Below are 22,122 nucleotides of genomic sequence, written 5' to 3'. Positions count from 1 at the left end.
CCCCTCTTGACGGCCCGTTGACGCCCCGCGCGGTCACGGCACGTAGCGGTAGCCGATCCCCGGCTCGGTGATCAGGTGCCGCGGCCGGGCCGGATCTCGCTCCAGCTTCCGGCGCAGCCCGGCGAGGTAGACCCGCAGGTAGTTGCCGCGCGCCTCCTGGGCCGGGCCCCACACCTCGCGCAGGATCTGCCGTCCGGGCACCAGCCGGCCGGGATTGGCGAGCAGCAGGCCGAGGATCCGCCACTCGGTCGGGGTGAGCCGCACCGGGCCGCTCGGGCCGAGCACCGTGGTGGCCGCGAGGTCGACGGTGTGGTCGCCGATCACCGGCCGGCCCGACGGGACCGGGTTCAGCGGCCGGCGCAGCACCGCCCTCAACCGGGCCAGCAGTTCGTCCATCAGGAACGGCTTGGTGAGGTAGTCGTCGGCGCCCGCGTCGAGGGCGCCGATCTTGTCGGCGGCGTCGGAACGGCCGGAGAGCACGATGATCGGCACCGCGCTGTGGGTGCGCAGTCCGCGCAGCACGTCCATGCCGTCGAGGTCCGGCAGGCCGAGGTCGAGCAGGACGGCGTCCGGGGCGGAGTGCGCGGCCCGGTCGAGCGCCTCGCCGCCGCTGGCGGCGGTGCGCACGGCGTACTTCCGGGCGCTGAGGTTGATCCGCAGGGTGCGCAGCAGGGCCGGTTCGTCGTCGACGACGAGGATCTCGCAGTTGTCGACGGTCCGTTCACTTCGTTCACTCATGGTGCGGTGGTTCCTCCCCGGTGGCGAAGTGCTCGGCGGTGAACTGCTCGGTGGTGAACTGCTCGGTGAGTTGCTCGGCGGTGAGTTGCTCGGTGGTGAGCTGCTCGGTGAGCTGCTCGGTGGTGAGCTGCTCGGTGGTGAACTGCGAGGTGGCGGCGGGCAGGGTGAGCAGCATGGTGGTGCCGCCCCCCGGGGTGTCCTCCACCTCCAGGCTGCCGCCCATGGCCTCGGCGAGGCCGCGGGAGAGCGCCAGGCCCAGGCCGACGCCGGTGGTGTTGTCGGTGTCGCCGAGGCGCTGGAAGGGCAGGAAGACCCGGTCGCGGTCCTCGGGGGCGATGCCGGGGCCGCGGTCGATCACCCGGATCTCGACCTGGTCGGCGTGGTGGCTGGCGGTGACCAGGACGGGCGCGCCGGGCGCGTTGTAGCGCAGCGCGTTGGTGATCACGTTGGCGAGCACCCGCTCCAGCAGCGGCGGGTCGGCGAGCACCGGCGGGGCGGTGTCCAGGTCCAGCGGCTGGACCGGCGCGTACGGGTCGGGGAGGCTGTCCAGCGCCCTGGGCAGGATCTCGTCCAGGTGGGTCTCGGTGAGGTGCAGGGTGAGCGCGCCGGCCTGGAGGCGGCTCATGTCGAGCAGGTTGTCCACCAGCCGGGTGAGCTTGACCAGTGACTCGTCGGCGGTGGCGAGGAGTTCGGCCTGGTCCTCGGGCGAGAACTCGACGTCGGGGCTGCGCAGTGAGCCGACCGAGGCGCGGGCGGCGGCGAGCGGGGTGCGCAGGTCGTGGCTGACGGCGGCGAGCAGCGCGGTGCGCATCCGGTCGGCGGCCTTGATCGGCTCGACCTCGGCGGCGACCACGGCCAGCCGGTCCCGCTCCAGTGCGGCGGCGACGTGGGCCGCGAAGGCGGTGAGCACCCGCTGGTCGGCGGCGGGCAGCCGGCGGCCGGTGAGGACCAGCAGGGCATCGGCCCCGACCGGGACCTCGGTGGTCTCGTGCCGCGCCCCGGCGTCGTCCGGGTGTTCGGCCTCGCAGTGGGCGAGCACCTCGCCGTCGGAGCGGGAGAGCAGGGCGACGGTCTGCATGCCGAAGGCCGTCCGGGACTTCTCCAGCAGGGCGGGCAGCGCGTCGGCGCCGCGCAGCACGCTGCCCGCCAGGGTGGAGAGGGTCTCGGCCTCGGCGGTGGCGCGGGCGGCCCGGGTGGTGAGCCGGCCGGCGTGGTCGACCACCGTGGAGACCGTGAGCGCGATGGCGGCGAAGACCACCAGGGCGACGATGTTGTTGGTCTCGCCGATGGTCAGGCTGTGGACCGGCGGGATGAAGTAGTAGTTCAGCAGCACCGAGGCGATGAACGCGGCCAGCAGGGCGGACATCGCGCCGCCGAGCAGGGCCACGATGACCACGCCGAGCTGGAAGATCAGCGCCTCGGTGGTGAGGTTGATGGTCCGGTGCGCCTGGGAGAGCACGGCGGTGAGCAGCCAGGGCACCACGAAGCCGGCCGCGTAGCCGAGGATGGTGCGGCGCCTGGAGTGGCGCCGGCCCAGCGAGGGCAGCCGGCCGCGGCCGGTGAACTCGTGGGTGACCATGTGGACGTCGATGTCCTCGGAGGCGTCCACGGTGGTCTGCCCGGTGCCCGGGCCGGTGAGGAAGCGGTTGATCCGGCCGCGGCGGCTGGTGCCGAGCACCAGCTGGGTGGCGTCGTGGGCGCGGGCGAAGGCCAGCAGCGCGATGGGGACGTCGTCGCCGACCACCACGTGGTAGCTGCCGCCGAGGCTCTCGACCAGCTGGCGCTGCTGGGCGAGCGCGGCGGAGGAGGCGCCGGCCAGGCCGTCGCTGCGGGAGACGTGCACGGCCATCAGCTCGCCGCCCGCGGCGACGGCGATCCGGGCGGCGCGGCGGACCAGGGTCTCGCCCTCCGGGCCGCCGGTGAGGGCGACCACCACCCGTTCGCGGGTCTCCCAGACCCGGTCGATGTTGTGGCTGGCCCGGTAGTCGCGCAGCCCCTCGTCGACCCGCCCGGCCACCCAGAGCAGGGCGAGTTCGCGCAGGGCGGTGAGGTTGCCGACCCGGAAGTAGTTGGAGAGCGCGGCGTCCACCTTCTCCGCCTTGTAGACGTTGCCATGGGCCATGCGCCGGCGCAGCGCCTGCGGCGCCATGTCGACGAGTTCGAGCTGGTCGGCCCGACGGACCACCTCGTCCGGGACGGTCTCGCGCTGCGGGATGCCGGTGATCTTCTGGACGACGTCGTTCAGCGATTCCAGGTGCTGGATGTTGACGGTGGTGATGACGTCGATCCCGGCGGCGAGCAGTTCCTCGACGTCCTGCCAGCGCTTGGCGTGGCGGCCGCCGGGGATGTTGGTGTGCGCCAGTTCGTCGACCAGGACGACGGAGGGGCGGCGGGCGAGCAGCCCGTCGAGGTCCATCTCCTCGAACTCGGCGTCGCGGTAGGAGCGGTGGACGCGCGGCAGGACCTCCAGGCCGTCGATCATGGCCTCGGTGTGACGGCGGCCGTGGCACTCGATGTACCCGACCACGACGTCGGCCCCGCGCTCCTGTCTGCGCCGGGCCTCGTCCAGCATCCGGTAGGTCTTGCCGACCCCCGGGGCGGAGCCGAGGTACACCCTCAGGCGGCCGGTGCGGGTGCCGGAGCCGGGGGTGAGGTCGCGGGCCATGAGCACTGCTTCTTTCCATCAGGAGTCGACGGCTGGGCGGTACGCGTCTGCGGATACGGGGCAGCCGACCCGGGCGCGGGAGGCATCCTCCCGCGCCCGGGTCGGCCCGGTCACCCCGGCACGGGGTGCGGTGTCACTGTTCGGTCACTTCTGCTCGGTCACGTCTGCTCGGTCACTTCGCTTCGCTGACGGCCTTGTTGAGCAGCACGACGTTGACGCCCTCGTCACCGAGGAAGCCGACCGAGCGGCCCTCGGTGTACGTGTCGACCAGCTTGGCGACCGTCTCCACCGGCAGGTTGCGCTCCTTGGCGACCCGGTTGACCTGCTCCTTGGCGTAGGCCACCGAGATGTGCGGGTCGAGGCCGGAGCCGGAGGCGGTCAGCGCGTCGACCGGGACGCTGGCCGGGTCGACGCCGTCGAACTCGGCGGCGGCGGCGCGGCGGTCGTTGACGGCCTTGAGCAGGTCGTCGCTGTTCGGGCCGAGGTTGGAGGCGCCCGAGTTGTCGCCGGCGTAGTTGTTGGCGGAGGGCCGGGGCTGGAAGAACTTCGGGTCCGGCTTGGGGTCCTCCTTCGGGTCGTCCGGGTTGACCTTGGGCAGGTTGTAGTTCTGGCCGAGCAGGCTGGAACCGACTTCCTTGCCGTCGGACTTCACGATCGAGCCGTTGGCCTTGTCGCTGAACGCGACCTGGCTGATCCCGGTGACCAGCAGCGGGTAGGCGACTCCCAGGATCACCGTGAGCACGAGCAGCGCGCGCAGCGCGGTCCAGTGCGTACGGATGGTCGTCGGCAGGGGCTTGGACATGGTGTTTCTCCTTCCCGCGTCAGCTGAGGCCGGGGATGAACTGGACGATCAGGTCGATCAGCTTGATGCCGACGAACGGCACCACCAGACCGCCGAAGCCGTAGATCCCGATGTTGCGGCGCAGCAGGGAACTGGCGTCGGAGGGGCGGTACTTCACACCGCGCAGGGCGAGCGGGATCAGGCCGATGATGACAAGGGCGTTGAAGATGATCGCCGAGGTGATCGCGGACTGCGGACTGTGCAGGCCCATGATGTTGAGGTGCTTCAGGCCCGGGTAGACCCCGGCGAACATCGCGGGGATGATCGCGAAGTACTTGGCCACGTCGTTGGCGATCGAGAAGGTGGTCAGCGCACCGCGGGTGATCAGCAGTTGCTTGCCGATCTCCACGATCTCGATCAGCTTGGTCGGGTTGGAGTCCAGGTCGACCATGTTGCCGGCCTCCTTGGCCGCCATGGTCCCGGTGTTCATCGCGACGCCGACGTCGGCCTGGGCGAGCGCGGGGGCGTCGTTGGTGCCGTCGCCGGTCATCGCGACCAGCTTGCCGCCCTCCTGCTCCTTCTTGATCAGGGCCATCTTGTCCTCGGGCGTGGCCTCGGCGAGGAAGTCGTCCACGCCGGCCTCCTCCGCGATCGCCTTGGCGGTCAGCGGGTTGTCGCCCGTGATCATGATGGTCTTGATGCCCATCCGGCGAAGCTCGTCGAAGCGCTCCCGCATGCCCTCCTTGACCACGTCCTTGAGGTGGATGACACCCAGGACGCGGGCCGGCTTGCTGCCGACCTTGGTGGCCACGACCAGCGGGGTGCCACCGGCGGCGGAGATGCCGTCGACCAGGGTGGCGACCTCGTCGCCGACCGAACCACCGTTCTCCGTAACCCAGTTGGAGACGGACCCGGCGGCGCCCTTGCGGACCTGGTGGACGCCGTCGGCCTCGTCCAGGTCCACCCCCGACATGCGGGTCTGAGCGGTGAACGGGACCCAGGTGGCGTGCGTCAACTCGCCCTGGGCGCGGGCCCGCAGACCGTACTCGGTCTTGGCCAGGACCACGATCGAGCGGCCCTCGGGGGTCTCGTCCGCCAGGGAGGAGAGCTGGGCGGCGCTGGCCAGTTCGTCGGTGTCCACGCCCGGGGCGGGCAGGAACTCGGCGGCCTGGCGGTTGCCCAGGGTGATGGTGCCGGTCTTGTCGAGCAGCAGGGTGTTGACGTCGCCGGCGGCCTCGACGGCGCGGCCGGACATCGCCAGCACGTTGCGCTGGACCAGGCGGTCCATGCCCGCGATGCCGATCGCGGAGAGCAGTGCGCCGATGGTGGTCGGGATGAGCGCCACGATCAGGGCGACCAGCACGATCATCGACTGCGGGGCGCCCGCGAAGGTGGCCATCGGCTGGAGGGTGACGACCGCGACCAGGAAGACGATGGTCAGCGAGGCCAGCAGGATGTTGAGCGCGATCTCGTTCGGCGTCTTCTGCCGGGCGGCGCCCTCGACCAGGGCGATCATCCGGTCGATGAAGGACTTGCCGGGCTCCGAGGCGATCTTCACCACGATCCGGTCGGACAGCACCTTGGTGCCGCCGGTCACCGCGGACCGGTCACCGCCGGACTCGCGGATGACCGGCGCGGACTCACCGGTGATCGCCGACTCGTCGACGGACGCGACGCCCTCGACCACGTCGCCGTCGCCGGGGATGACCTGCCCGGCCTCGACCACCACGTGGTCACCGAGCTGGAGCGCGGTGCCGGGCACCTCCTCCTCGTCCTGGGTGGCGGGCCAGTTGGTGAGCCGGCGGGCGACGCTCTCGGTCTTGGTCTTGCGCAGGGTGTCGGCCTGGGCCTTGCCGCGGCCCTCGGCCACGGCCTCCGCCAGGTTGGCGAAGATCGTGGTGAGCCAGAGCCAGACGGTGATCGCCCAGGCGAACACGGACGGGCTGGCGATCGCGGAGACGGTGGTGACCACCGAGCCCACCTCGACCACGAACATCACCGGGTTCTTGACCATCACCCGGGGGTCGAGCTTCTTCACCGCGTCCGGCAGCGACGCGACGATCAGCTTCGGGTCGAGGAGGCCGCTCTGCACTCTGTGCGGCGCGGCGGGCTCGGCCGGGTTGTCGGCCGGTGCGGGGTTGAGCGTAGGGGTGGACATCAGGAGAGACCTTCCGCGAGCGGCCCGAGGGCCAGGGCCGGGAAGTAGGTGAGGCCGACGACGATCAGGATCACGCCCGACAGCAGGCCCACGAACAGCGGCTTGTGGGTGGGCAGGGTGCCCGGAGTGGCCGGAACCGGCTGCTGCTGGGCGAGCGAGCCCGCCAGCGCCAGGACGAAGACGATCGGCAGGAAGCGGCCGAGGACCATCGCCAGGCCGAACGCGGTGTCGTACCAGTCGGTGTTGACCGTGATGCCGGCGAAGGCCGAGCCGTTGTTGTTGGCGGCCGAGGTGAAGGCGTACAGCACCTCGGAGAAGCCGTGGGCACCCGAGTTGAGCATCCCGGCCCGCTCGCCCGGCAGGGCCATCGCCACACCGGTGCCGACCAGCACGATGGTCGGGGTGGTGAGGATGTACAGCGAGGCGAACTTCATCTCGCGGCCGCCGAGCTTCTTGCCCAGGTACTCGGGGGTGCGGCCGACCATCAGGCCGGCGACGAACACCGCGACGATGGCCAGGACCAGCATGCCGTACAGGCCGGAGCCCACACCGCCGGGCGCGATCTCGCCCAGCATCATGTTGAAGATCGTGATGCCACCGCCGAACGGCGTGAACGAGTCGTGGAAGGAGTCCACCGCACCCGTCGAGGTCAGCGTGGTCGAGGCGGCGAACAGCGTGCTGGCGGCGATGCCGAAGCGCTGCTCCTTGCCCTCCATCGCGCCGCCCGCGGCCTGCAGGGCGGTGCCGTGGTGCTGGGACTCGACGAGGGTCAGCAGGGCGACCGAGGCGATCCAGAACAGGCCCATTACGGAGACGATCGCGTAGCCCTGGCGGTTGTCCCCGACCATCCGGCCGAAGGTCCGCGGCAGTGCGAACGGGATCACCAGGATGAGGAAGATCTCCAGCCAGTTCGTGAGCCCGGTCGGGTTCTCGAACGGGTGGGCCGAGTTGGCGTTGAAGAAGCCGCCGCCGTTGGTGCCGAGCTCCTTGATGACCTCCTGGGAGGCCACCGGGCCGCCCGGGATCTTCTGGACGTCACCGGCGAGGCCGGTGATCTCGTGGAAGCCGTGGAAGTTCTGGATGACGCCGTTGGCGGCCAGGACCAGCGCGAACACGAGCGCGAGCGGCAGCAGCAGCCGCAGGTTGATGCGGACCAGGTCCACCCAGAAGTTGCCGATCCGGTCCGTCTTGTTCCGCGTGAAGCCCCGGATCAGCGTGGCGACGACGGCGATGCCGACGGCCGCGGACACGAAGTTCTGCACCGCCAGGCCCGACATCTGCACCAGGTGGCCCATCGCGGACTCACCGGCGTAGGACTGCCAGTTGGTGTTGGTGACGAAGGAGATCGCGGTGTTCCAGGCCTGGTGGCCCTCCATCTGCTTGACGCCCAGGTTCAGCAGCAGGTAGCCCTGGAGGCGGATCAGGCCGTAGAGGAAGAGCACCGAGACGGCCGAGAAGGCCAGCACCGAGCGCAGGTACACGGGCCAGCGCTGATCGGCGTCACCGTCGACGCCGATCACCTTGTAGATGCCGCGCTCGACTCTGAGGTGCTTGGCGGTGGTGAGGAGCTTGGCGATGTAGTCGCCAAGGGGGCGGTAGCACAGGGCCAGCGCGCCGACGAGGGCGAGGGCCTGCATCCAGCCCGCGAGAGTGGATCCCATGTCAGAACTTCTCCGGGAAGATCAGCGCCACGACGAGGTAGCCGACGAGAGCGACGGCCACGACCAGACCAGCGATGTTTTCGGCACTCACAGCTTCTCCACCCCCCGCGCGATCAGGGCGATGACGGCGAACACGGCAACCGTGACACCGACGTAGATGAGATCGGACATGGGCTCCACCAGCGTGCTTCGGGAGATGCCGCGGACGGGCCGAGTGGCTCCGTGCGGCACCGGCGGACGGCCGGCAGATGCAGCAAACCAGCCGTCTAGGCCGCGTTAGGGCGCCCTGACGCCCTCCATACGGGTGAATGCGGTCCGTTGACGCGACCTTGACGCCCGCTTCACCGGGCCGAGACCGTCGTGACCAGGCCGAGACCGGCCGTGCCCGGGCTGAGCGGGAGACATGCGTCGGGCCCCGGTACGGCTTCGCAGCCGTACCGGGGCCCGTGGGTTCACCCGTCAGTGTCCGAGCCCGCCGGCTCCCGCCGTCACATCCGCATCCGCAGCCGGCAGACCACCGCGTCGGTGTGCCGACGCAGGGCGCGGTCGATCACCGCGCCGCGCCGGTTCTGCAGCGCGCGCTGGTACCAGTGGGCGGGCTCGACCTCGGGGATCAGCACGGTGAGCCGGTCGTAGGCGTGCTCCTCGCCCAGCCGGTTGACGAAGTCGGCGATCGGCTGGCCGAGCCGCCGGTGGCCCTCCGGGATCTCCAGCAGCGGCACCCCGGGCTGCCACAGCTCCCAGTCCCGGCGCAGCGCCTCGGCGTCGGCCGGGTCGTGCACCACGGTCACCGCGAACACCTCGTCGCCCAGCGACAGCGCCGCCGACAGGCCGTCCCGGGTGAGCCGGGTGATCGCCGTCACCGGGACGACCACCAGGCTGCGCTGGCGGGTCACCGCGCCCGGCACCCGGCCGAGCTCCAGCCGTTCGCCGATCCGCCCGTAGCTGCGGTGGATCGCCTCGAACAGCACCACCAGCAGTGGCAGGGCCACCACGATGCCCCAGGCGCCCTCGGTGAACTTGGTGCCGGTCACCACGAGGGTCGCGACGCCGGTCAGCACCGCGCCGAAGCCGTTCAGCGCGGCCTTCCGGCGCCAGCCGGCCGGGCGGTTCCGGTACCAGTGCCGGACCATGCCGACCTGGCAGATGGTGAAGCCGACGAACACGCCGATCGAGAACAGCGGCACCAGGCTGTTGACGTCGCCGCCGGAGCCGACCAGCAGCGCGGCCGACACGGCAGCCAGGAACAGCACGCCGTACCGGTACACCTGGCGGTCGGCGCGCAGCGCGAAGACGTGCGGGAGGTGGTTGTCCCGGGCGAGCAGGTCCATCAGCACCGGCAGGCCGCCGAAGGAGGTGTTGGCGGCCAGGCCGAGCAGGACCACGGTGGCGAACTGGACGACGAAGAAGCCGAGGCCGTGGCCGAGCGAGGCGTCGGCGAGCTGGGCGAGCACGGTGACGCCGTCGACCGGCTGGAGGTGGAAGCGGCCGATCAGCACGGCCAGGCCGATCAGCATCACGCCGAGCAGGGCGCCGAGCGCGACCTCGGTGTGCTGGGCCCGCTTCACCCGCGGGGTGCGGAAGGAGGGGACGGCGTTGGCCACCGCCTCGACGCCGGTCAGCGCCGAGCAGCCGGCCGCGAAGGCCTTGAGCAGCAGCATTGCGCCGACCGCGGTGGCGTTCTCGGCCAGCACCGAGGCGTGGCCGGCGGCGGCCGCGGTGCTGGCGGGGGCGTCGCGGAACAGGCCGACCACGATGATCGCCAGGATCGACAGCACGAACACGGCCGTCGGCACCATGAACCAGCGCGCCGACTCGGCGATGCCGCGCAGGTTGACGGCGGTCACCAGGGCGAGCACGCCCAGGCAGAGCCACACCCGGTCGTCGTACAGGCTCGGGACGGCGGAGGTCAGCGCGGCCACGCCGGCGGTCACCGAGACGGCGACGTTCAGGATGTAGTCGATCACCAGCGAGGCGGCGGCGGTCAGCGCCGTCCGGCGCCCCAGGTGGGCCTTGGCCACCGCGTAGGAGCCACCGCCGTCCGGGAAGGCCGCGATCACCTGCCGGTAGGAGGCGACCAGCACCGCGAGCAGGACGGCGATCGCCACCGTGACCGGCACCGTGAAGCCCAGCCCGTACCCACCGGCCGCGCCCAGCACCAGCACGATCGACTCCGGGCCGTACGCCACCGAGGCCATCGCGTCCAGCGACAGGGCCGCCAGCCCGCCGAGCGCGCTGAGCCGGTGCCGCTCGTCGCCCGCCCCGGTATCCGGCGGTTCGTCGGCCGTCACGGCCGGGGTGGAGATGGCGCTGGACATCGGACGGACCTCCGCAGTCGGGTAGTTGCTCCGAATCCTGCGGTTCGCGCGCCCCGGCCGGGCCCGTCCCCTACGTGTTCCTGACGCCGCCACCAGTGCCCTTGACGCGGTCTTGACGCGGCGCGGCACGACGGGAGGGGTCTTGGCGGGGGTGGGGTGAGCCGTTGTCCCGGCGGGCGCCGGTTGGGAAGACGATCAGCTCGGTCGAAGGACTCCCACCCCCGGCTCCCCACTTTGCTGCCTGTCAGAGGCAATTGCAAGCAATGTGCAACAACTACCCCCACCCGCGCCGGGGCGCACGAAAGAGCCCCCGATCCGCGTTTCCGCAGATCGGGGGCTGTTTTCTATCCTGTGGCTGGTGCAGGGTTCGAACCTGCGTAGCTTGCGCGACAGATTTACAGGCCGCTGACTGGACCAGCGCTGACCTGCAGTGGAGCTCCTGCCTGCCGCTCGTGGTCCGCCACCGGTCCGGATCTTGGCGCGACTGCCCAACAACTTGCCGCCCAGAGTGCACTAGAAGGATCACGCGATGAGTGGCTCGGCGGTCATTTGAAAGCCGACGGCCCGAGGCCTCGCAGCAGTCCGGTAGCACCAACTCCCGCACGGTCCGCTAGATGCCGACGTAGCTGCCGTCGACGCTGTGCGAGGGGGAAGACACGACCAGGTGCGCTGCGCGATGATAGGCCACGACGATGCGGCGAGCGCCGCACGGTGGCATGGATAGCGAGACCTGGCGAGAGGACTGCTCCGGTGAGCGATCGCAAGAGCTACAAGAACCCGCCAATCATCGAAGCGATCTGCACCTTTGCGTTTATCCCCGGACCAGCATGGAATCTCACAGTCCCCGGACGACTCTATGAGCGAATCAGTGCCGACTACCCGGGCGAACCCGAGCAATTTGCACCAATTCAGGCGAACCTGGGAATCCAAACCGGTGACAGCACATCGGCTCTAATGATTCAGCAAACCCAGTCGCCTATGGCCGTCTTTAAGGGCGACAACAAGGCGGCCACAGTTGGACCCGACAGAATTAGCATTCACAGCCTCGCCCCTTATGAAGGCTGGGAGAAGTTCCGCCCGAGAACGCTACGGGCAGTTTCTAGCTACCGAGAAGTTGCCAGCCCGACCTCCATTAGCGCAATGAGTGTCAGGTACATCAACAAGATCGCAATTCCCAGTCCAGCGATTTCCTTTGCTGAATATTTTACGGTGGCACAGGGCCTCCCACCCGACGGATTCCCCGGATCGATCGCTTCATTCTTCGACAGGATGGAGATTCAGTACGAAGACAATCCGGCCGCAAAAATCTCATTCACCTGGACCAGTCAAGCATCAGATCCCGGAACCTCCGCCTTCATTCTTGATCTAGATGTCAGCTGGAACGATGAAGTTGATTTCGAAGAGATGGAGAGCCGCCTCGAAGATTTGCGGCTTCGAGAAAAGGTTGCCTTCGAATCGCTGATCACCGACAACTTGCGAGGGATCTTCGATGCCGACAATTGAGCGCTCCCGAGCACAACGGGATTCCATCAGAACTTCAAGCCTGACGGCGCCCGGGAGTTACATGCCGTCGCTGACCGTGGACGTGTCCCCGATGGCGGCAAGTCCGTTCACTGTAGCGACCAGCGTAGCCACGGCGTACGCAAGCCGAGCTGCCGCCGTCACTGCAGGACTCTCGTCAGCAGCCGCCGAGATCGAGCGCGCCCTGCGGGAGAACGAGCTCAGGGATCAGCTTGTGCTGAGCTGCCATCGGCGCGAGGCCCCCAAAGAAAACGCGCCCACCCTCAGCGGAGAACGGAAGGTTCGGAACTTCAAGGCCCGCATACGACGGGTGACACGAGAGTCGAACTCCCTATCCATCCCCGACGATGAACTGTCGGCGCTGCTAATCCTGGCCGACAATGAGTGACTCAGTGAGCATGCCTGCATGGTATGAGACGATATGCGGCAGAGACCTGGAGCAGGGGGATCTCATATTCAACTGCAGTGTCTTCCGACCGTGCCATGTGGAGAATCTCCAGGAGCCTACACGCGGCACAGCCCACAGCGAATCAGATCTTGAGTTTGAGGAGTATATCACCGACATAACCATTCTTAGTCAGACTTGCGACATTGAGAATGACAAGATAACGGAGATACTTGCAGCGCAAGTCATATCCTACGACTCCCTGGTGGCTGAGGAGTCAGCACGGGGAAATGGAATGGTGGCAAGCAAAAAGTTTCGCGACCTGTGTATTCAAGGGAACGCCCCGGGCTATGCACTTATTCGCCCGCATGACGGAGAGATATCCATTCCCTGGTCGCTCGTAAACTTCTACCGCCTATACCTGCTCCCGAAGGCAACGCTTCAGGGGCTTGCAGAAAAGCAGGGCCTTCGCTTGCGACTGCAGCCCCCTTACAAGGAGCACCTCGCCCAGTCATTTGCGAGGTACTTCATGCGCGTTGCCTTGCCGAAGACCTGCCACGATTTTTCCTCATACAAGTCGTAGCCAGCCGGACCGCGCCAGCGTTTACTACCCCCGCGTGGCTTGAGCGTCAACTCAGGGCGTCCGCAATGAGCCCCATCGAGTCCACAACTACTACGGCACCAGCGGCCGTGAGCCTGACATCCTTCCCCGGCTTATTGGCGTAGCCGATCGTCGGGACGCTGGCGGCGGCCCCGGCCTCGACGTCGCGGGCCGCGTCGCCAATGAAGACGCAGTACTCCGGGCTGACACCTGCAGCTTCCATCGCTTCAAGCAGGAGGCGCGGGTTCGGCTTCATGGACGAGGGGTCGCCGGGGGCTCGTCCGAAGACGCCGGCCACGTAGCCATCGAGACCGTGCTCGGCTAGGTAGGCCTCGATGGCCACGCTCGCGTTATTGCTGACAACAGAGACCAGCCGACCTGAGCGGACAGCAGCACTCAAAACCGATTCTCCGCCCGGGGTCGGGCGGGCTCCCCGGACAGCTTCAGTCTCCAGCGCGGCCAACGCGGTGTCCGTACTCTCCGTCAGATCGGGCCGAGCCTCCGAGATCAGCCGGAGCAGGGCGAGCGGATCGTCCCCCTCCTCCGCCCCGGCTGGCACCTGCTCGCCACCGGCGAGCAGACCCTCGCGGAGTCGCTGCGCGACCACCGAAGCGGGGAGGCCAGCGAAGACCGAGCACACCGGGCCGTCGAAGTCGAGCAGCACGTGCTTCACCGGCCGCAGCACGTCGGCGAGTTGCTGAGGCGTGGCGGTCATGGCTGCCGCTCGTAGGCGATCGTGCTCCACACGCTGTCGAACCACATCTGCGCCTGCTGGACGTACTGCGACCCAAGCGACGCGTCGTCCGGGCCGGCGGCGTGGTGGAACAGGGTGGTGTCCTTACCGGTCACGTCGTAGAAGGTGTGGGCGGTGTCGTCGATCGCCACGGTGCGCTCGCGGAGCGGGTAGAAGCCGAAGAAGGCCTCCGACCGGTTCAGGATGTACAGCTTGAACAGGCTGGACGCCCGGTGCACCTTGACCTGGACGCTCGCCTTCTGGACCAGGCCCAGCTCGGCCAACATCTCCACCGAGTGGGCGATCCCGCCGGCGTTCGTCAGGGCGATGTTGCGGGCGCGCTCCCGGAGGGCGGCCTCGTCCTGCAGCCCGTCGACCAGGACCGGCACGGCCATCGGCGCCGTGGTGTCCGGCAGCAGCAGGCGGACCGTGATGGATTCCGGCGCCAGCCGGCCGGAGCGGACCTTGTCGAGCGGCTCCTGCAGCGCGTTGTGCAGCGTCTCGCTGGAGAAGCCGGCGAAGTCGAGGGTCACCTGCTGCTGTTCGAAGGCCGCTTCGAGGTGCGGCCGCAGCCCGACCGGCCGCGATGTGCGCTCCCGCACGAACGAGCCGCTCCCCTGCCGGGTCACGATCAGCCCCTCGGTGCGGAGCAGGTCGAGCGCCTTGTCCACCGTGCCGCGCGCCACGCCGAAGTGCTTCGCCAGCTCGGGGCCGGAGGGGAGCTTGTCGCCGGTCTCGAAGCCCGGCTTCTTCGTGAGGATCGAGGCCCGCAGAGAGCTGCCGACCTGCTGATACGGGGGGCGAGAGTCATCCGGGTCTAGGGCCATGGACCAATGCTAGGGGAGGTGCCCAACAGGCGCGAGAAACCCAACTCTCTTGACCTGCCTAAGCAGGTTGTCTATGTTGTGGGTGTCGCGCCAAGTGAGACAGGGGCGACACAGAGGGGCCTTCTTTGGGCTGCTCTGAGCTGCACAAATGTGCCTATGGGGATAGGCGAAGGGGCCCGGGACAGATCGGGCCGAGGTCGACCGCGCCTTGGCATGGACCGAGAGGTCCGCGTCTGCCCTGAAAGACGCACCCCCCGCCAGCTCGCCGCCGAACTCCTCGGCGCCGGACCGGCGCGGTCTCAGCGAACGAGTGTCTTTGGTCCCCGATCCGCGCCGCCTGCGGCGGATCGGGGGTCATGGCTGCTCGTGACATGACGAGTAGCTGGCCCTGGATTCGGGGCCGCCGCGCTTTCCTTGGCCGGGCGCGCGGCAGCCCCTGGGGCCCGCCTCCCACTGGAAGAGGTAGACCCGTGAAGTCGATTGTTGCAGGTCAACACGCCTTGGGCACCGAGGAGTTCGCGGAGCTGGCGTTGGGCGTGGACGAGGAGCTGTTCGCCGGCGTGGTCGGCGAGTCGGCGATCGAGCGCCAGGCCCGGTTGGACGTGGCGTACGCGGTCCTGGCGGACCTGCGCCGGGAGGACCCGGAGCTGGCCGCCTTCGCCGAGCAGCAGATGAAGATGGCGCCGGTGCCGCTGCGGCGCCCGGCGGTCATCCGCCGCACCGCGAGCATCGAGCGGGTGGCCGCGTGAGCACCGGACTCGCACTCACGGCGCTCACGTCCGCTCACGACTCGCTCACGACGTGTTCTCCGCTCGCCGGGCGGTGGTCGTGGTGAAGGTGCCGATGAGCCCGGAGCAGATCCGCTCGGCCGAGAAGGCGCTGGCGGTCGGCACGTGGACGATCACGCTCGGCGCGGTCCTGTACAGCGTGCTCACGGTGACCCCGCTGATGTCCCACCACACCCCGAAGGGTTGGGGGTGGACGGCTCCGATCCTGCCGCTGGTCGTGGACGCGGCGGTGGTGATCGTGGTCCGGATGGACAGCACCCTCGCCCGCCTCGACGGCGACGGCGGTCGGTGGCCGGCCGTGCTGCGCTGGATGACCGGCGCCATGACGGTGCTGCTCAACGTGGGTCAATCCGCCCTGGACAACGACAAAGTCGGGGTGGCGGTCCACTCGGTGGCGCCACTGCTGCTGATCGTCACGGCGGAGACCTCTCTCGCCTACCGGCGGGCGATCGCCGCCGCGCTGGCCACACGAGCGGCCCGAGAGCGCGATGAGCGGGCCGAGCGCGAGCGCCGTCAGGAGGACCGCCGGAAGCAGGAACGCGAGGACCGGCTGGCCGACTTCGCCCGGGCCGAGCAGCGCGAGCGTGAGCGCCGTGAGCACGACGAGCGGATGGCCGACAAGCAGCGTGAGCACGAGGAGCGCCTGGCCCGCGAACAGCGGGACGAGCAGGCCCGCCGGGACGCCGCCGACCGCGACGAGCGGCAGCGCCGGCAGGACGCCGAGCGGGTCGAGCGTGAACACCGTGAGCGCGAGGTGAGCGAGCGTGAGCGCCGTGAGCGCGAGCGTGAGCAGGACGCCGAGCGGGAGATCGAGCAGCTCCGGAAGAAACTCCTCACCGCCCCCGCCGTGGACGGGCGACTGCCCGAGGACCAGGCCCGGATGACGGTCCAGGACTGCGTCGTGGCCCGCATCCCGCAGCGCCGGGCGGTCGACCTGACCGGCTGGTCCGCCGGCTGGATCGCCAGTCGCTACCAGGAACTGCGCTCCACCGAGCGCCCCGCCCTGCACGCCGTACCCGGCACCGACGAGACCACCGCGCCCGAGGAACAGGCATCGTGACCACCAGCATCGAGACCACCGCCGTTGCCAGCGACCAGGTCAGCGCCGCCAGCGCCCTGCTGGCCATCCTCGCCGCTCACCCGAGCCTGCCCGCCCCGGACGTCCAGCTGAAGGTGACGTCCGTACCGGGCACGTACGACTGGAAGTGGGGGCTGTACATCGCCCTGCACTACGGCCTCGGCCAGTTCGAGCAGTGGCGGGCCGCCCTCGGCCTCGACCCCGCCACCGTCGAGCAGAAGCAGCACGGCGCGACCACCTGGCTGATCGCCACCGGCACCCACAGTGGCGTCCCGGTCGAACTGTACGGCTTCTACCCGCACGACACGGACGACGAGCGGTAGGTCGCCGACAGCGCTGGGACCCGGACGGCACCCGCCGGACGGCACCCGCCGGACGGCACCTGCCTGACCTGCGCCGACAGCACCGCCGCCGCGGCCCGCAGCCTCCCCACACCTGCTCGGCTGATCCTCAGCAAGGAGATCACTGTCATGGCCCTGACCATGATCGCACCCCCCGTCCCCCCGATCACTCCCGAAGACCGCACCCGCGCCGCCGCCGGCGCCGACCGCGTGCTGACCGTCCAGGTCGGCAAGACGGGCGGTGCCCGGTGAACACGCTCAAGCAGGTGCCCGGCCTGGGCATCGCCCGCCTCGACCACGGCGGCCTCGCCTACCGGCTCGCCGAGCCGCTGACGATCGATGAGGTCGCCGGCCTGCTCCGCGAGACCTGGTGCCGCCGCCTGACGGTCTCCGACGCCTCCGCCGACGGCGAGCGCCCCGCCGAGTTCCGCGCGCTCTGCGAGCTGGACGGCGAGCCGTTCGTCCTTGTCGGCCGGATCGGGGAGGGCGCCTGATGTTCGGCCTCGGCAAGAAGCAGCTCGCCCAGCCGCAGTCCCGCCAGCAGCAGAGGGCGAAGGCCGTCCGCGAGGCGGACCGGGCCGGGCGCGCCGCGATCAACGCCCGCCCGGAGAACCGCAGCACCACCCCCGGCCCCGGACCCATCCCCCGCCGCTGGTGGCTCTCCTCCTGACCCGCTGTCGGGCCCGGCTACAGCCGGGCCCGCTACCTGCCAATGGAGGCAGACCGTGATCTACCTGGTTCTGCTGCTGATCCTGGTCGACGCCGGGATCGGCCTGTGGGCCCTGCGCGAGCTGGCCCGCCGGGGGTGGTACCGGTGAACGTCCCCCCGCCCCCGACCCAGCCGCCGACCGTCGGCATGCCCGACGCCGAACCCGAGCCCGTTGCCGAGTGGTGGCGCAAGAGCGGTCCGTGGAACCAGCGCACCGCTCCCGAGGCCGAGGCCGCGCCCGTCGACCTCGGCAAGACCGCCCCCGACGACGCCGGCGAGGACCAGGCCGACGAGGACCTGGTCGACGAGGCCGGCCCCGCCGACCCGCAGCAGCCCGTCCCGCCGCCCGCCCCCTCCTACGACGTGGACAGCCTGGTGAACCGCCTGGGCCTGCTGATCAGTGAGACGCCGGAAGAGCGGGCCGAGCGGATCCGCAACGAGCGCGAGGACTGGTACCAACGACAGGGAGAGACCCCCGAGCAACGCAAGGCCCGGCACCGGTCCGAGCGGCTGGCCCAGCGCCACAAGGCCTCCGTGCTGTGGCGCCAGCCCCAGTCCGAGCGCGCCCGCCGCTTCCGCCGCTGGTGCATCCTCACCACGGCCTCCGCCGTGGTCGGCTTCAACGTCGGCGCCGTCCAGCTGGCCGCCCACCTGCCCCTCACCGTCGCCGCGTTCGCCGCGGCCGGCGCCTGGGTCCTCGACCTGCGCATGCGCAGGTGGGGCCACGTCCGGGTGTCCGAGGTCCGCGGCCCCGGCGCCCTCACCGTCCTGGTCCTCGTCCGAGTGCCGCTCGCCTCCGCCCTGGTCGGCGCCCTCGGCCTGGCCCCGTTGATCACCCTCCTCTCCAGCTCCCACCACTGACCGTCAGGAGATCGCCATGGACACCCAGCTGCTCGGCTCGTTCGGCTCCGGCGGCCTCTGCCTGGCCATCGCCGTGTGGATCATCCTCGGCAGCCGCAAGGCCGAGAAGCAGGGCAAGCTCGCCAAGAAGCACAAGGACGAGCACACCGCCTGGCTCATGATCGTCTTCGGTATCTTCGCGGCCGGTGCCGGACAGGCCTTCAGCGCACCGGGCACGGTCGGCGACGCCCTCGCCCACGCCTTCACCTCGCAGAGCCAGGCGTTCGGCAACGTCGGCGCCGGGGCGGTCGCCGCGATCCTGACCCTCGCCCTGTTCGGCACCAAGCCCGGCCCGTGGAAGGACAGCATCCTCGGCGCCACCGTGCCGTCCGTCTACGCCGCCGCCGGCGGGATCTGGGCCCTGCCGCTCACCGTGATCGGCTCGGTCCTCAAGGGCCTGGTCGGTGCCTGATGAAGCTGCACCGCTACCTCGAAGGTGTGTCGGTCACCGCGTTCGGCCTGGGCAACAGGCTGATCATCCGGGCCGTCCGGCCCCACGCCGAGAAGGTCACCATCACCCGCCAGCAGGTCGGTGGAGCGCTCGCCCTCGGCCTCTTCCTCTCCCCCGTCCTGGCCCGGCCCGTCGCCCGGTACGCGCCGACCACGATCACCGTCCTCCTCGTCCTGTGGGTGGTCGTGGCGGTCGTGGTCGGCAACACCGAGGCCGCCGCCGAACTGGCCGAGGCCGACCAGGCCGCGAAGGAGAGGGCGGCCAAGGCCAAGGCCGGGAGCCAGGAAGAGGTCTCCGCCGAGGCCGGGCCGGACGACTCCGACGACCAGGACGACGAGCTCCAGGACGCCCCCGCCGACGCCGACCTGTACGCCCTCGTGCGGTACGTCGCCGCGATGTCCGACCAGGGCACCGCCGCACACCTCTCCCAGGTCCTGGAGGAGGGCCAGGCGAGGGGTCTCTTCGGTGGCTGGAAGGTCCCCGACCTGAGGGCCCACCTGGAGGGCCTGGGGGTGGCCCTGGTCGAGGGCAAGAAGCTCACCTTCAACGGGCGCCAGCGCAACCGCCTCGCGGTGCTGCTGGACGCCCTTCCCGAGGCCGCCCCGGGCACCGTCCCGGCGGTCGTCCAGAAGGCCGCCTGAACCCCTCTCCCCCAGCCCCTCCTGACACCCCCTCTCGGACGCCGGTAGGGCGGTAGGAACCGCAGGTCAGCGCGCGCCTACCGCCCTCCCTACCGGCCCCTACCTACCGCCCTACCCCACCAATCGACACCCCCTCAGCAGCCTGGCGTCGCGGCCCCGCGACGGCCGCCGCGACGGGCTGCCCGCTGAAAGGCATCACCGTGTACGACGACTACGACGAGTTCGACGCCGCCGGCTGGGCGCCGGGTGAGTGCGACCACTGCACCGGCGGCGAGCCCCTCGAAACCCCGCTCGGACTCATCTACTGCGCCTGCCAGATCGGCCAGGGCGCCACCCCCGAGTACTGCCTCTGCGGCCCCGAGGACGACTGACCGACACAGCACGAAGCCCCGCAGCAACCGCCGACCTTTCCGGGTGACATGCGGTTGCTGCGGGGCCAATCCGATCCCCTCTCAGAGACCAGAGGACTCCAGCATGCCCGGAAACACCACCTCGCCGCAGCCCCGCTGCGAGGCCGCCCACCTCGGCGACGCCAGCCCCTGCGAGGGCCCGCGCGACGCCGTGACCGTCCTCGACCGGCACGGCGACGCCGCCAAGGCCTGCGTGCACCACGGCGCGCGCCTGTACGCCAGCCTCGTCGACCCGCGCGTCCACGTCGGCAGCGTCCCCGACGCTGCCATCGAGGTCTACTACCGCGCCCAGACCACCTCCACGTTCGCCTGGCTCGACCACCACCAGCTCCCCGACGAGGAGGAGCGGTGACCGAGAACTCCTTGAACGTGATCCCGTTCCGGCCGGAGCCCGCCGACGTGAAGGCCGCCGAGCAGGCCGTCATCGGCGCCGCCCTGCTCGACCCCGTCCAGATCCCCGCGCTTGCCGCCCAGCTCGGCGATCCGAGCGCGTTCTACCACCCTGTGCACGAGACGATCTGGCGCGCCATCACCCGGATGGCTGGCGGCGAGCGGCCGGTCGACCCGATGCTGCTGGCCGGCGTCCTGCGCGCCCAGGGCGACCTGGGCCGCGTCGGCGGGCCCGGCTACCTGCACGCCTGCGTCGAGGCGACCCCGACCGCCGCCAACGGCGATTACTACGCCGAGATCGTGCGCCTCGCCGCCGAGCGCCGCCGGATCGGCACCGCCACCAGCCGCCTCGCCAACATGGCCATGGCCGGCGAGGACCAGGCCGACCTGGACGCCGTCCGCACCGCTGCCCTCTCGATGCTCGCCGACCTCGCCGCCGGAGACACCTGGCTCGACCCCGTTCCGCTCGGCTCCCACGGCGCCCTGCCGACCTTCCCCGTCCAGGCCCTGCCCGGGTGGGTCGGCGCCTACGTCGCCGCGGTCGCCGAGTTCACCCAGACCCCGCCCGACGCCGCCGCCACCATGGCCCTCGCCGCCCTGTCGACCGCTGCCGGCGGGCGGGTGAACGTGGAGATCCGGCCCGGCTGGCGCGAGCAGTCCAACCTCTACCTGACCTGCGCGATGCCCCCGGCCAGCCGCAAATCCGACGTGTTCGCGTTCACGATGGGCCCGGTCTACAAGGTCGAGGCGGAGCTCCAGGCCGGCGCCAGGGCGGTGATCATCGAGGCCGAGACCGCCAAGGACGCCGCACTGGCGGAGGTCGACGCCCTGATGGCCAAAGCCCGCAAGAACCCCGACCTCGACCGCACCCGGCTCATCGCGGAGATCTCCGCTGCGAAGATGCTCGCCGAGGAGATCACCGTCCCGCCGAGCCCGCGGCTGACGCTGTCCGGGGACATCACCCCGGAGACCGTCACCAGCCAGCTCGCCGTCCACCGGTGCCTGGCCGCGCTCTCCCCGGAGGGCGACCTGTTCGACAGCATGGTCGGCCGCTACAGCAGCAAGCCGAACCTGGGCGTGTTCCTCCAGGCCCACAAGGGCGAGCGGCTCCAGTCCGACCGCATCACCCGCGAGCAGCCCACGGTCGACAAGCCCGCCCTCACCATCGGCGTGACCCCGCAGCCCGCCGTCCTCCAGGAACTCGGCACCGCCCCCGGAGCCCGCGACCGGGGCCTGCTCGCCCGCTTCCTCTACTCCCTGCCGCCCTCCAACCTGGGCTACCGCAAGGTCCGCACCGCCCCGATCCCCGACAAGGTCGCGAACGCCTACGACCGCAACCTGACCCGCCTGCTCCGCGCCATGACCGACCTCACCGAGCCGGTCACCGTGCTCATGGACCAGGCCGCCGACCTCGCCATCGAGCGCCTCCAGGAACGCGTCGAGGTCCAGCTCCGCCCCGACCAGCCGCTCGCCCATATCAAGGACTGGGCCGGCAAGCTCGTCGGCCACATCGCCCGGATCGCCGTTCTGCTCCACCTCGCCGACCACATCGCCTCCGACCGGGACAGCAACGCCTGGCGTGCCGGCCTGGAGGCCGCCACCGTCGAGCGCGCCGCCGAGATCGCGGACTACTACACGGCTCACACCCTCGCGGTCTTCGACCTCATCGCCGCCGACCCCGCCACCGAGGACGCCCACGCCCTCCTCCAATGGCTCCAGCGGCCGAAGAAGGACGGCACCCACCGCACCCACATCAAGGCCCACGACGCCGTCGCGTCGTCCCGGCGGTTCAAGAAGGTCGCCGACGTCGAACCCGCCCTGCACCTGCTCGAACAGCACGGCTGGCTCCGCACCGACCAGCCCACCGCCAACGGTCAGCGCGGCCGGCCCCAGGCCGTCACCTACCGCGTCCACCCGGCCGTGAGCACCCCCACCGCCGCAGACGCGCCTGCGTAACCGTCAGGGATGTCAGGGCAAAGCCCTGACCAGGCCAATCGCCACCAGACGGCCCGCCAGGAAACGCCAG

Annotated in this window: 24 protein-coding genes; 15 read left to right on the top strand and 9 right to left on the bottom strand. The window is 70.3% G+C overall.

What is annotated here, in order from left to right:
• Positions 1-33: 33 nt before the first annotated feature.
• The 7 genes from ACZ3YL_RS12075 to ACZ3YL_RS12045 form a co-directional block, all read right to left on the bottom strand.
• The gene (locus tag ACZ3YL_RS12075) at positions 34-738 is read right to left on the bottom strand and encodes a response regulator (RefSeq protein WP_465656923.1); all 705 of its coding nucleotides are present in this window, start codon (positions 736-738) and stop codon (positions 34-36) included.
• Complete coding sequence (locus ACZ3YL_RS12070; RefSeq protein ID WP_465656921.1) at positions 731-3,403, bottom strand: ATP-binding protein; 2,673 nt, start codon at positions 3,401-3,403, stop codon at positions 731-733. Before ACZ3YL_RS12070 ends, ACZ3YL_RS12075 begins: the two co-directional genes overlap by 8 nt.
• A gap of 172 nt (positions 3,404-3,575) precedes the next feature.
• A complete protein-coding gene (gene kdpC, locus ACZ3YL_RS12065; RefSeq protein ID WP_188302270.1) occupies positions 3,576-4,205 on the bottom strand; it encodes a potassium-transporting ATPase subunit KdpC in 630 nt (209 codons plus the stop codon).
• Positions 4,206-4,224: 19 nt separating this feature from the next.
• Positions 4,225-6,342 (bottom strand): potassium-transporting ATPase subunit KdpB, encoded by a 2,118-nt coding sequence (kdpB, locus tag ACZ3YL_RS12060; protein ID WP_188302271.1) that lies wholly within the window; start codon positions 6,340-6,342, stop codon positions 4,225-4,227.
• On the bottom strand, positions 6,342-8,003 hold the full coding sequence (gene kdpA / locus ACZ3YL_RS12055; protein ID WP_465656919.1) for a potassium-transporting ATPase subunit KdpA: 1,662 nt from the start codon (positions 8,001-8,003) through the stop codon (positions 6,342-6,344). Before kdpA ends, kdpB begins: the two co-directional genes overlap by 1 nt.
• Position 8,004: 1 nt before the next feature.
• Positions 8,005-8,094: a K(+)-transporting ATPase subunit F gene (gene kdpF, locus ACZ3YL_RS12050; protein ID WP_045693083.1), complete on the bottom strand. Its 90-nt coding sequence runs from the start codon at positions 8,092-8,094 to the stop codon at positions 8,005-8,007.
• A 397-nt stretch (positions 8,095-8,491) separates the two neighbouring features.
• Complete coding sequence (locus tag ACZ3YL_RS12045) at positions 8,492-10,321, bottom strand: APC family permease (protein ID WP_188302273.1); 1,830 nt, start codon at positions 10,319-10,321, stop codon at positions 8,492-8,494.
• Between the two features lie 750 nt (positions 10,322-11,071).
• On the opposite strand from ACZ3YL_RS12045, the gene ACZ3YL_RS12040 reads away from it, so the two are divergent.
• The 3 genes from ACZ3YL_RS12040 (at position 11,072) to ACZ3YL_RS12030 (ending at position 12,810) form a co-directional block, all read left to right on the top strand.
• Positions 11,072-11,824, top strand: coding sequence for a TIGR04255 family protein (locus ACZ3YL_RS12040; protein WP_465656917.1), 753 nt, complete (start codon positions 11,072-11,074; stop codon positions 11,822-11,824).
• A gap of 61 nt (positions 11,825-11,885) precedes the next feature.
• Positions 11,886-12,230 (top strand): hypothetical protein, encoded by a 345-nt coding sequence (locus ACZ3YL_RS12035; RefSeq protein WP_465656915.1) that lies wholly within the window; start codon positions 11,886-11,888, stop codon positions 12,228-12,230.
• 4 nt (positions 12,231-12,234) lie between these two features.
• The gene (locus tag ACZ3YL_RS12030) at positions 12,235-12,810 is read left to right on the top strand and encodes a hypothetical protein (RefSeq protein ID WP_465656913.1); all 576 of its coding nucleotides are present in this window, start codon (positions 12,235-12,237) and stop codon (positions 12,808-12,810) included.
• Positions 12,811-12,856: 46 nt separating this feature from the next.
• Here ACZ3YL_RS12030 and ACZ3YL_RS12025 read toward each other — a convergent pair whose 3' ends face one another.
• Together ACZ3YL_RS12025 and ACZ3YL_RS12020 are read right to left on the bottom strand one after the other, a co-directional pair.
• Positions 12,857-13,543: an HAD family hydrolase gene (locus ACZ3YL_RS12025; protein WP_465656911.1), complete on the bottom strand. Its 687-nt coding sequence runs from the start codon at positions 13,541-13,543 to the stop codon at positions 12,857-12,859.
• A complete protein-coding gene (locus tag ACZ3YL_RS12020) occupies positions 13,540-14,388 on the bottom strand; it encodes a GntR family transcriptional regulator (protein ID WP_280675262.1) in 849 nt (282 codons plus the stop codon). The genes ACZ3YL_RS12025 and ACZ3YL_RS12020 overlap by 4 nt, the downstream gene beginning before the upstream one ends.
• 470 nt (positions 14,389-14,858) lie before the next feature.
• On the opposite strand from ACZ3YL_RS12020, the gene ACZ3YL_RS12015 reads away from it, so the two are divergent.
• The 12 genes from ACZ3YL_RS12015 to ACZ3YL_RS11960 all read left to right on the top strand — a co-directional run bounded on the left by ACZ3YL_RS12015 (position 14,859) and on the right by ACZ3YL_RS11960 (position 22,052).
• On the top strand, positions 14,859-15,137 hold the full coding sequence (locus ACZ3YL_RS12015; RefSeq protein WP_465656908.1) for a hypothetical protein: 279 nt from the start codon (positions 14,859-14,861) through the stop codon (positions 15,135-15,137).
• A gap of 94 nt (positions 15,138-15,231) precedes the next feature.
• Complete coding sequence (locus tag ACZ3YL_RS12010) at positions 15,232-16,236, top strand: DUF2637 domain-containing protein (protein WP_465657013.1); 1,005 nt, start codon at positions 15,232-15,234, stop codon at positions 16,234-16,236.
• The gene (locus ACZ3YL_RS12005) at positions 16,233-16,577 is read left to right on the top strand and encodes a hypothetical protein (protein ID WP_465656906.1); all 345 of its coding nucleotides are present in this window, start codon (positions 16,233-16,235) and stop codon (positions 16,575-16,577) included. The genes ACZ3YL_RS12010 and ACZ3YL_RS12005 overlap by 4 nt, the downstream gene beginning before the upstream one ends.
• A 147-nt stretch (positions 16,578-16,724) precedes the next feature.
• Positions 16,725-16,847 (top strand): hypothetical protein, encoded by a 123-nt coding sequence (locus tag ACZ3YL_RS12000; RefSeq protein WP_400672183.1) that lies wholly within the window; start codon positions 16,725-16,727, stop codon positions 16,845-16,847.
• Positions 16,844-17,089 carry a hypothetical protein gene (locus tag ACZ3YL_RS11995; protein WP_401079985.1) on the top strand — a complete coding sequence of 82 codons (246 nt, stop codon included), beginning with the start codon at positions 16,844-16,846 and terminating at the stop codon, positions 17,087-17,089. The genes ACZ3YL_RS12000 and ACZ3YL_RS11995 overlap by 4 nt, the downstream gene beginning before the upstream one ends.
• Positions 17,089-17,265 carry a hypothetical protein gene (locus ACZ3YL_RS11990; RefSeq protein WP_465656904.1) on the top strand — a complete coding sequence of 59 codons (177 nt, stop codon included), beginning with the start codon at positions 17,089-17,091 and terminating at the stop codon, positions 17,263-17,265. Before ACZ3YL_RS11995 ends, ACZ3YL_RS11990 begins: the two co-directional genes overlap by 1 nt.
• A 144-nt stretch (positions 17,266-17,409) precedes the next feature.
• Entirely contained in the window at positions 17,410-18,165 is a 756-nt protein-coding gene (locus ACZ3YL_RS11985) for a hypothetical protein (RefSeq protein ID WP_465656902.1), read from the top strand.
• Between the two features lie 16 nt (positions 18,166-18,181).
• Complete coding sequence (locus ACZ3YL_RS11980) at positions 18,182-18,616, top strand: hypothetical protein (protein ID WP_465656900.1); 435 nt, start codon at positions 18,182-18,184, stop codon at positions 18,614-18,616.
• Complete coding sequence (locus tag ACZ3YL_RS11975) at positions 18,616-19,296, top strand: hypothetical protein (RefSeq protein WP_465656898.1); 681 nt, start codon at positions 18,616-18,618, stop codon at positions 19,294-19,296. Before ACZ3YL_RS11980 ends, ACZ3YL_RS11975 begins: the two co-directional genes overlap by 1 nt.
• Positions 19,297-19,496: 200 nt before the next feature.
• Complete coding sequence (locus tag ACZ3YL_RS11970; RefSeq protein WP_465656897.1) at positions 19,497-19,667, top strand: hypothetical protein; 171 nt, start codon at positions 19,497-19,499, stop codon at positions 19,665-19,667.
• A 103-nt stretch (positions 19,668-19,770) separates the two neighbouring features.
• Positions 19,771-20,058 carry a hypothetical protein gene (locus ACZ3YL_RS11965; RefSeq protein WP_465656895.1) on the top strand — a complete coding sequence of 96 codons (288 nt, stop codon included), beginning with the start codon at positions 19,771-19,773 and terminating at the stop codon, positions 20,056-20,058.
• On the top strand, positions 20,055-22,052 hold the full coding sequence (locus ACZ3YL_RS11960; protein ID WP_465656893.1) for a YfjI family protein: 1,998 nt from the start codon (positions 20,055-20,057) through the stop codon (positions 22,050-22,052). Before ACZ3YL_RS11965 ends, ACZ3YL_RS11960 begins: the two co-directional genes overlap by 4 nt.
• The last annotated feature ends 70 nt before the right edge of the window (positions 22,053-22,122 follow it).

The sequence above is a fragment of the Kitasatospora sp. NPDC023176 genome, from assembly GCF_055560495.1.
This window is presented reverse-complemented; position numbering and strand designations above follow the sequence as displayed.

What these genes read in the sequence shown, in the direction of transcription:
- ACZ3YL_RS12075 (WP_465656923.1), bottom strand. Translation starts at nt 738, where the DNA reads ATGAGTGAACGAAGTGAACGGACCGTCGACAACTGCGAGATCCTCGTC.
- ACZ3YL_RS12070 (WP_465656921.1), bottom strand. Translation starts at nt 3,403, where the DNA reads ATGGCCCGCGACCTCACCCCCGGCTCCGGCACCCGCACCGGCCGCCTG.
- kdpC (WP_188302270.1), bottom strand. Translation starts at nt 4,205, where the DNA reads ATGTCCAAGCCCCTGCCGACGACCATCCGTACGCACTGGACCGCGCTG.
- kdpB (WP_188302271.1), bottom strand. Translation starts at nt 6,342, where the DNA reads ATGTCCACCCCTACGCTCAACCCCGCACCGGCCGACAACCCGGCCGAG.
- kdpA (WP_465656919.1), bottom strand. Translation starts at nt 8,003, where the DNA reads ATGGGATCCACTCTCGCGGGCTGGATGCAGGCCCTCGCCCTCGTCGGC.
- ACZ3YL_RS12045 (WP_188302273.1), bottom strand. Translation starts at nt 10,321, where the DNA reads ATGTCCAGCGCCATCTCCACCCCGGCCGTGACGGCCGACGAACCGCCG.
- ACZ3YL_RS12035 (WP_465656915.1), top strand. Translation starts at nt 11,886, where the DNA reads ATGCCGTCGCTGACCGTGGACGTGTCCCCGATGGCGGCAAGTCCGTTC.
- ACZ3YL_RS12025 (WP_465656911.1), bottom strand. Translation starts at nt 13,543, where the DNA reads ATGACCGCCACGCCTCAGCAACTCGCCGACGTGCTGCGGCCGGTGAAG.
- ACZ3YL_RS12020 (WP_280675262.1), bottom strand. Translation starts at nt 14,388, where the DNA reads ATGGCCCTAGACCCGGATGACTCTCGCCCCCCGTATCAGCAGGTCGGC.
- ACZ3YL_RS12010 (WP_465657013.1), top strand. Translation starts at nt 15,232, where the DNA reads ATGAGCCCGGAGCAGATCCGCTCGGCCGAGAAGGCGCTGGCGGTCGGC.
- ACZ3YL_RS12000 (WP_400672183.1), top strand. Translation starts at nt 16,725, where the DNA reads ATGGCCCTGACCATGATCGCACCCCCCGTCCCCCCGATCACTCCCGAA.
- ACZ3YL_RS11990 (WP_465656904.1), top strand. Translation starts at nt 17,089, where the DNA reads ATGTTCGGCCTCGGCAAGAAGCAGCTCGCCCAGCCGCAGTCCCGCCAG.
- ACZ3YL_RS11980 (WP_465656900.1), top strand. Translation starts at nt 18,182, where the DNA reads ATGGACACCCAGCTGCTCGGCTCGTTCGGCTCCGGCGGCCTCTGCCTG.
- ACZ3YL_RS11975 (WP_465656898.1), top strand. Translation starts at nt 18,616, where the DNA reads ATGAAGCTGCACCGCTACCTCGAAGGTGTGTCGGTCACCGCGTTCGGC.
- ACZ3YL_RS11965 (WP_465656895.1), top strand. Translation starts at nt 19,771, where the DNA reads ATGCCCGGAAACACCACCTCGCCGCAGCCCCGCTGCGAGGCCGCCCAC.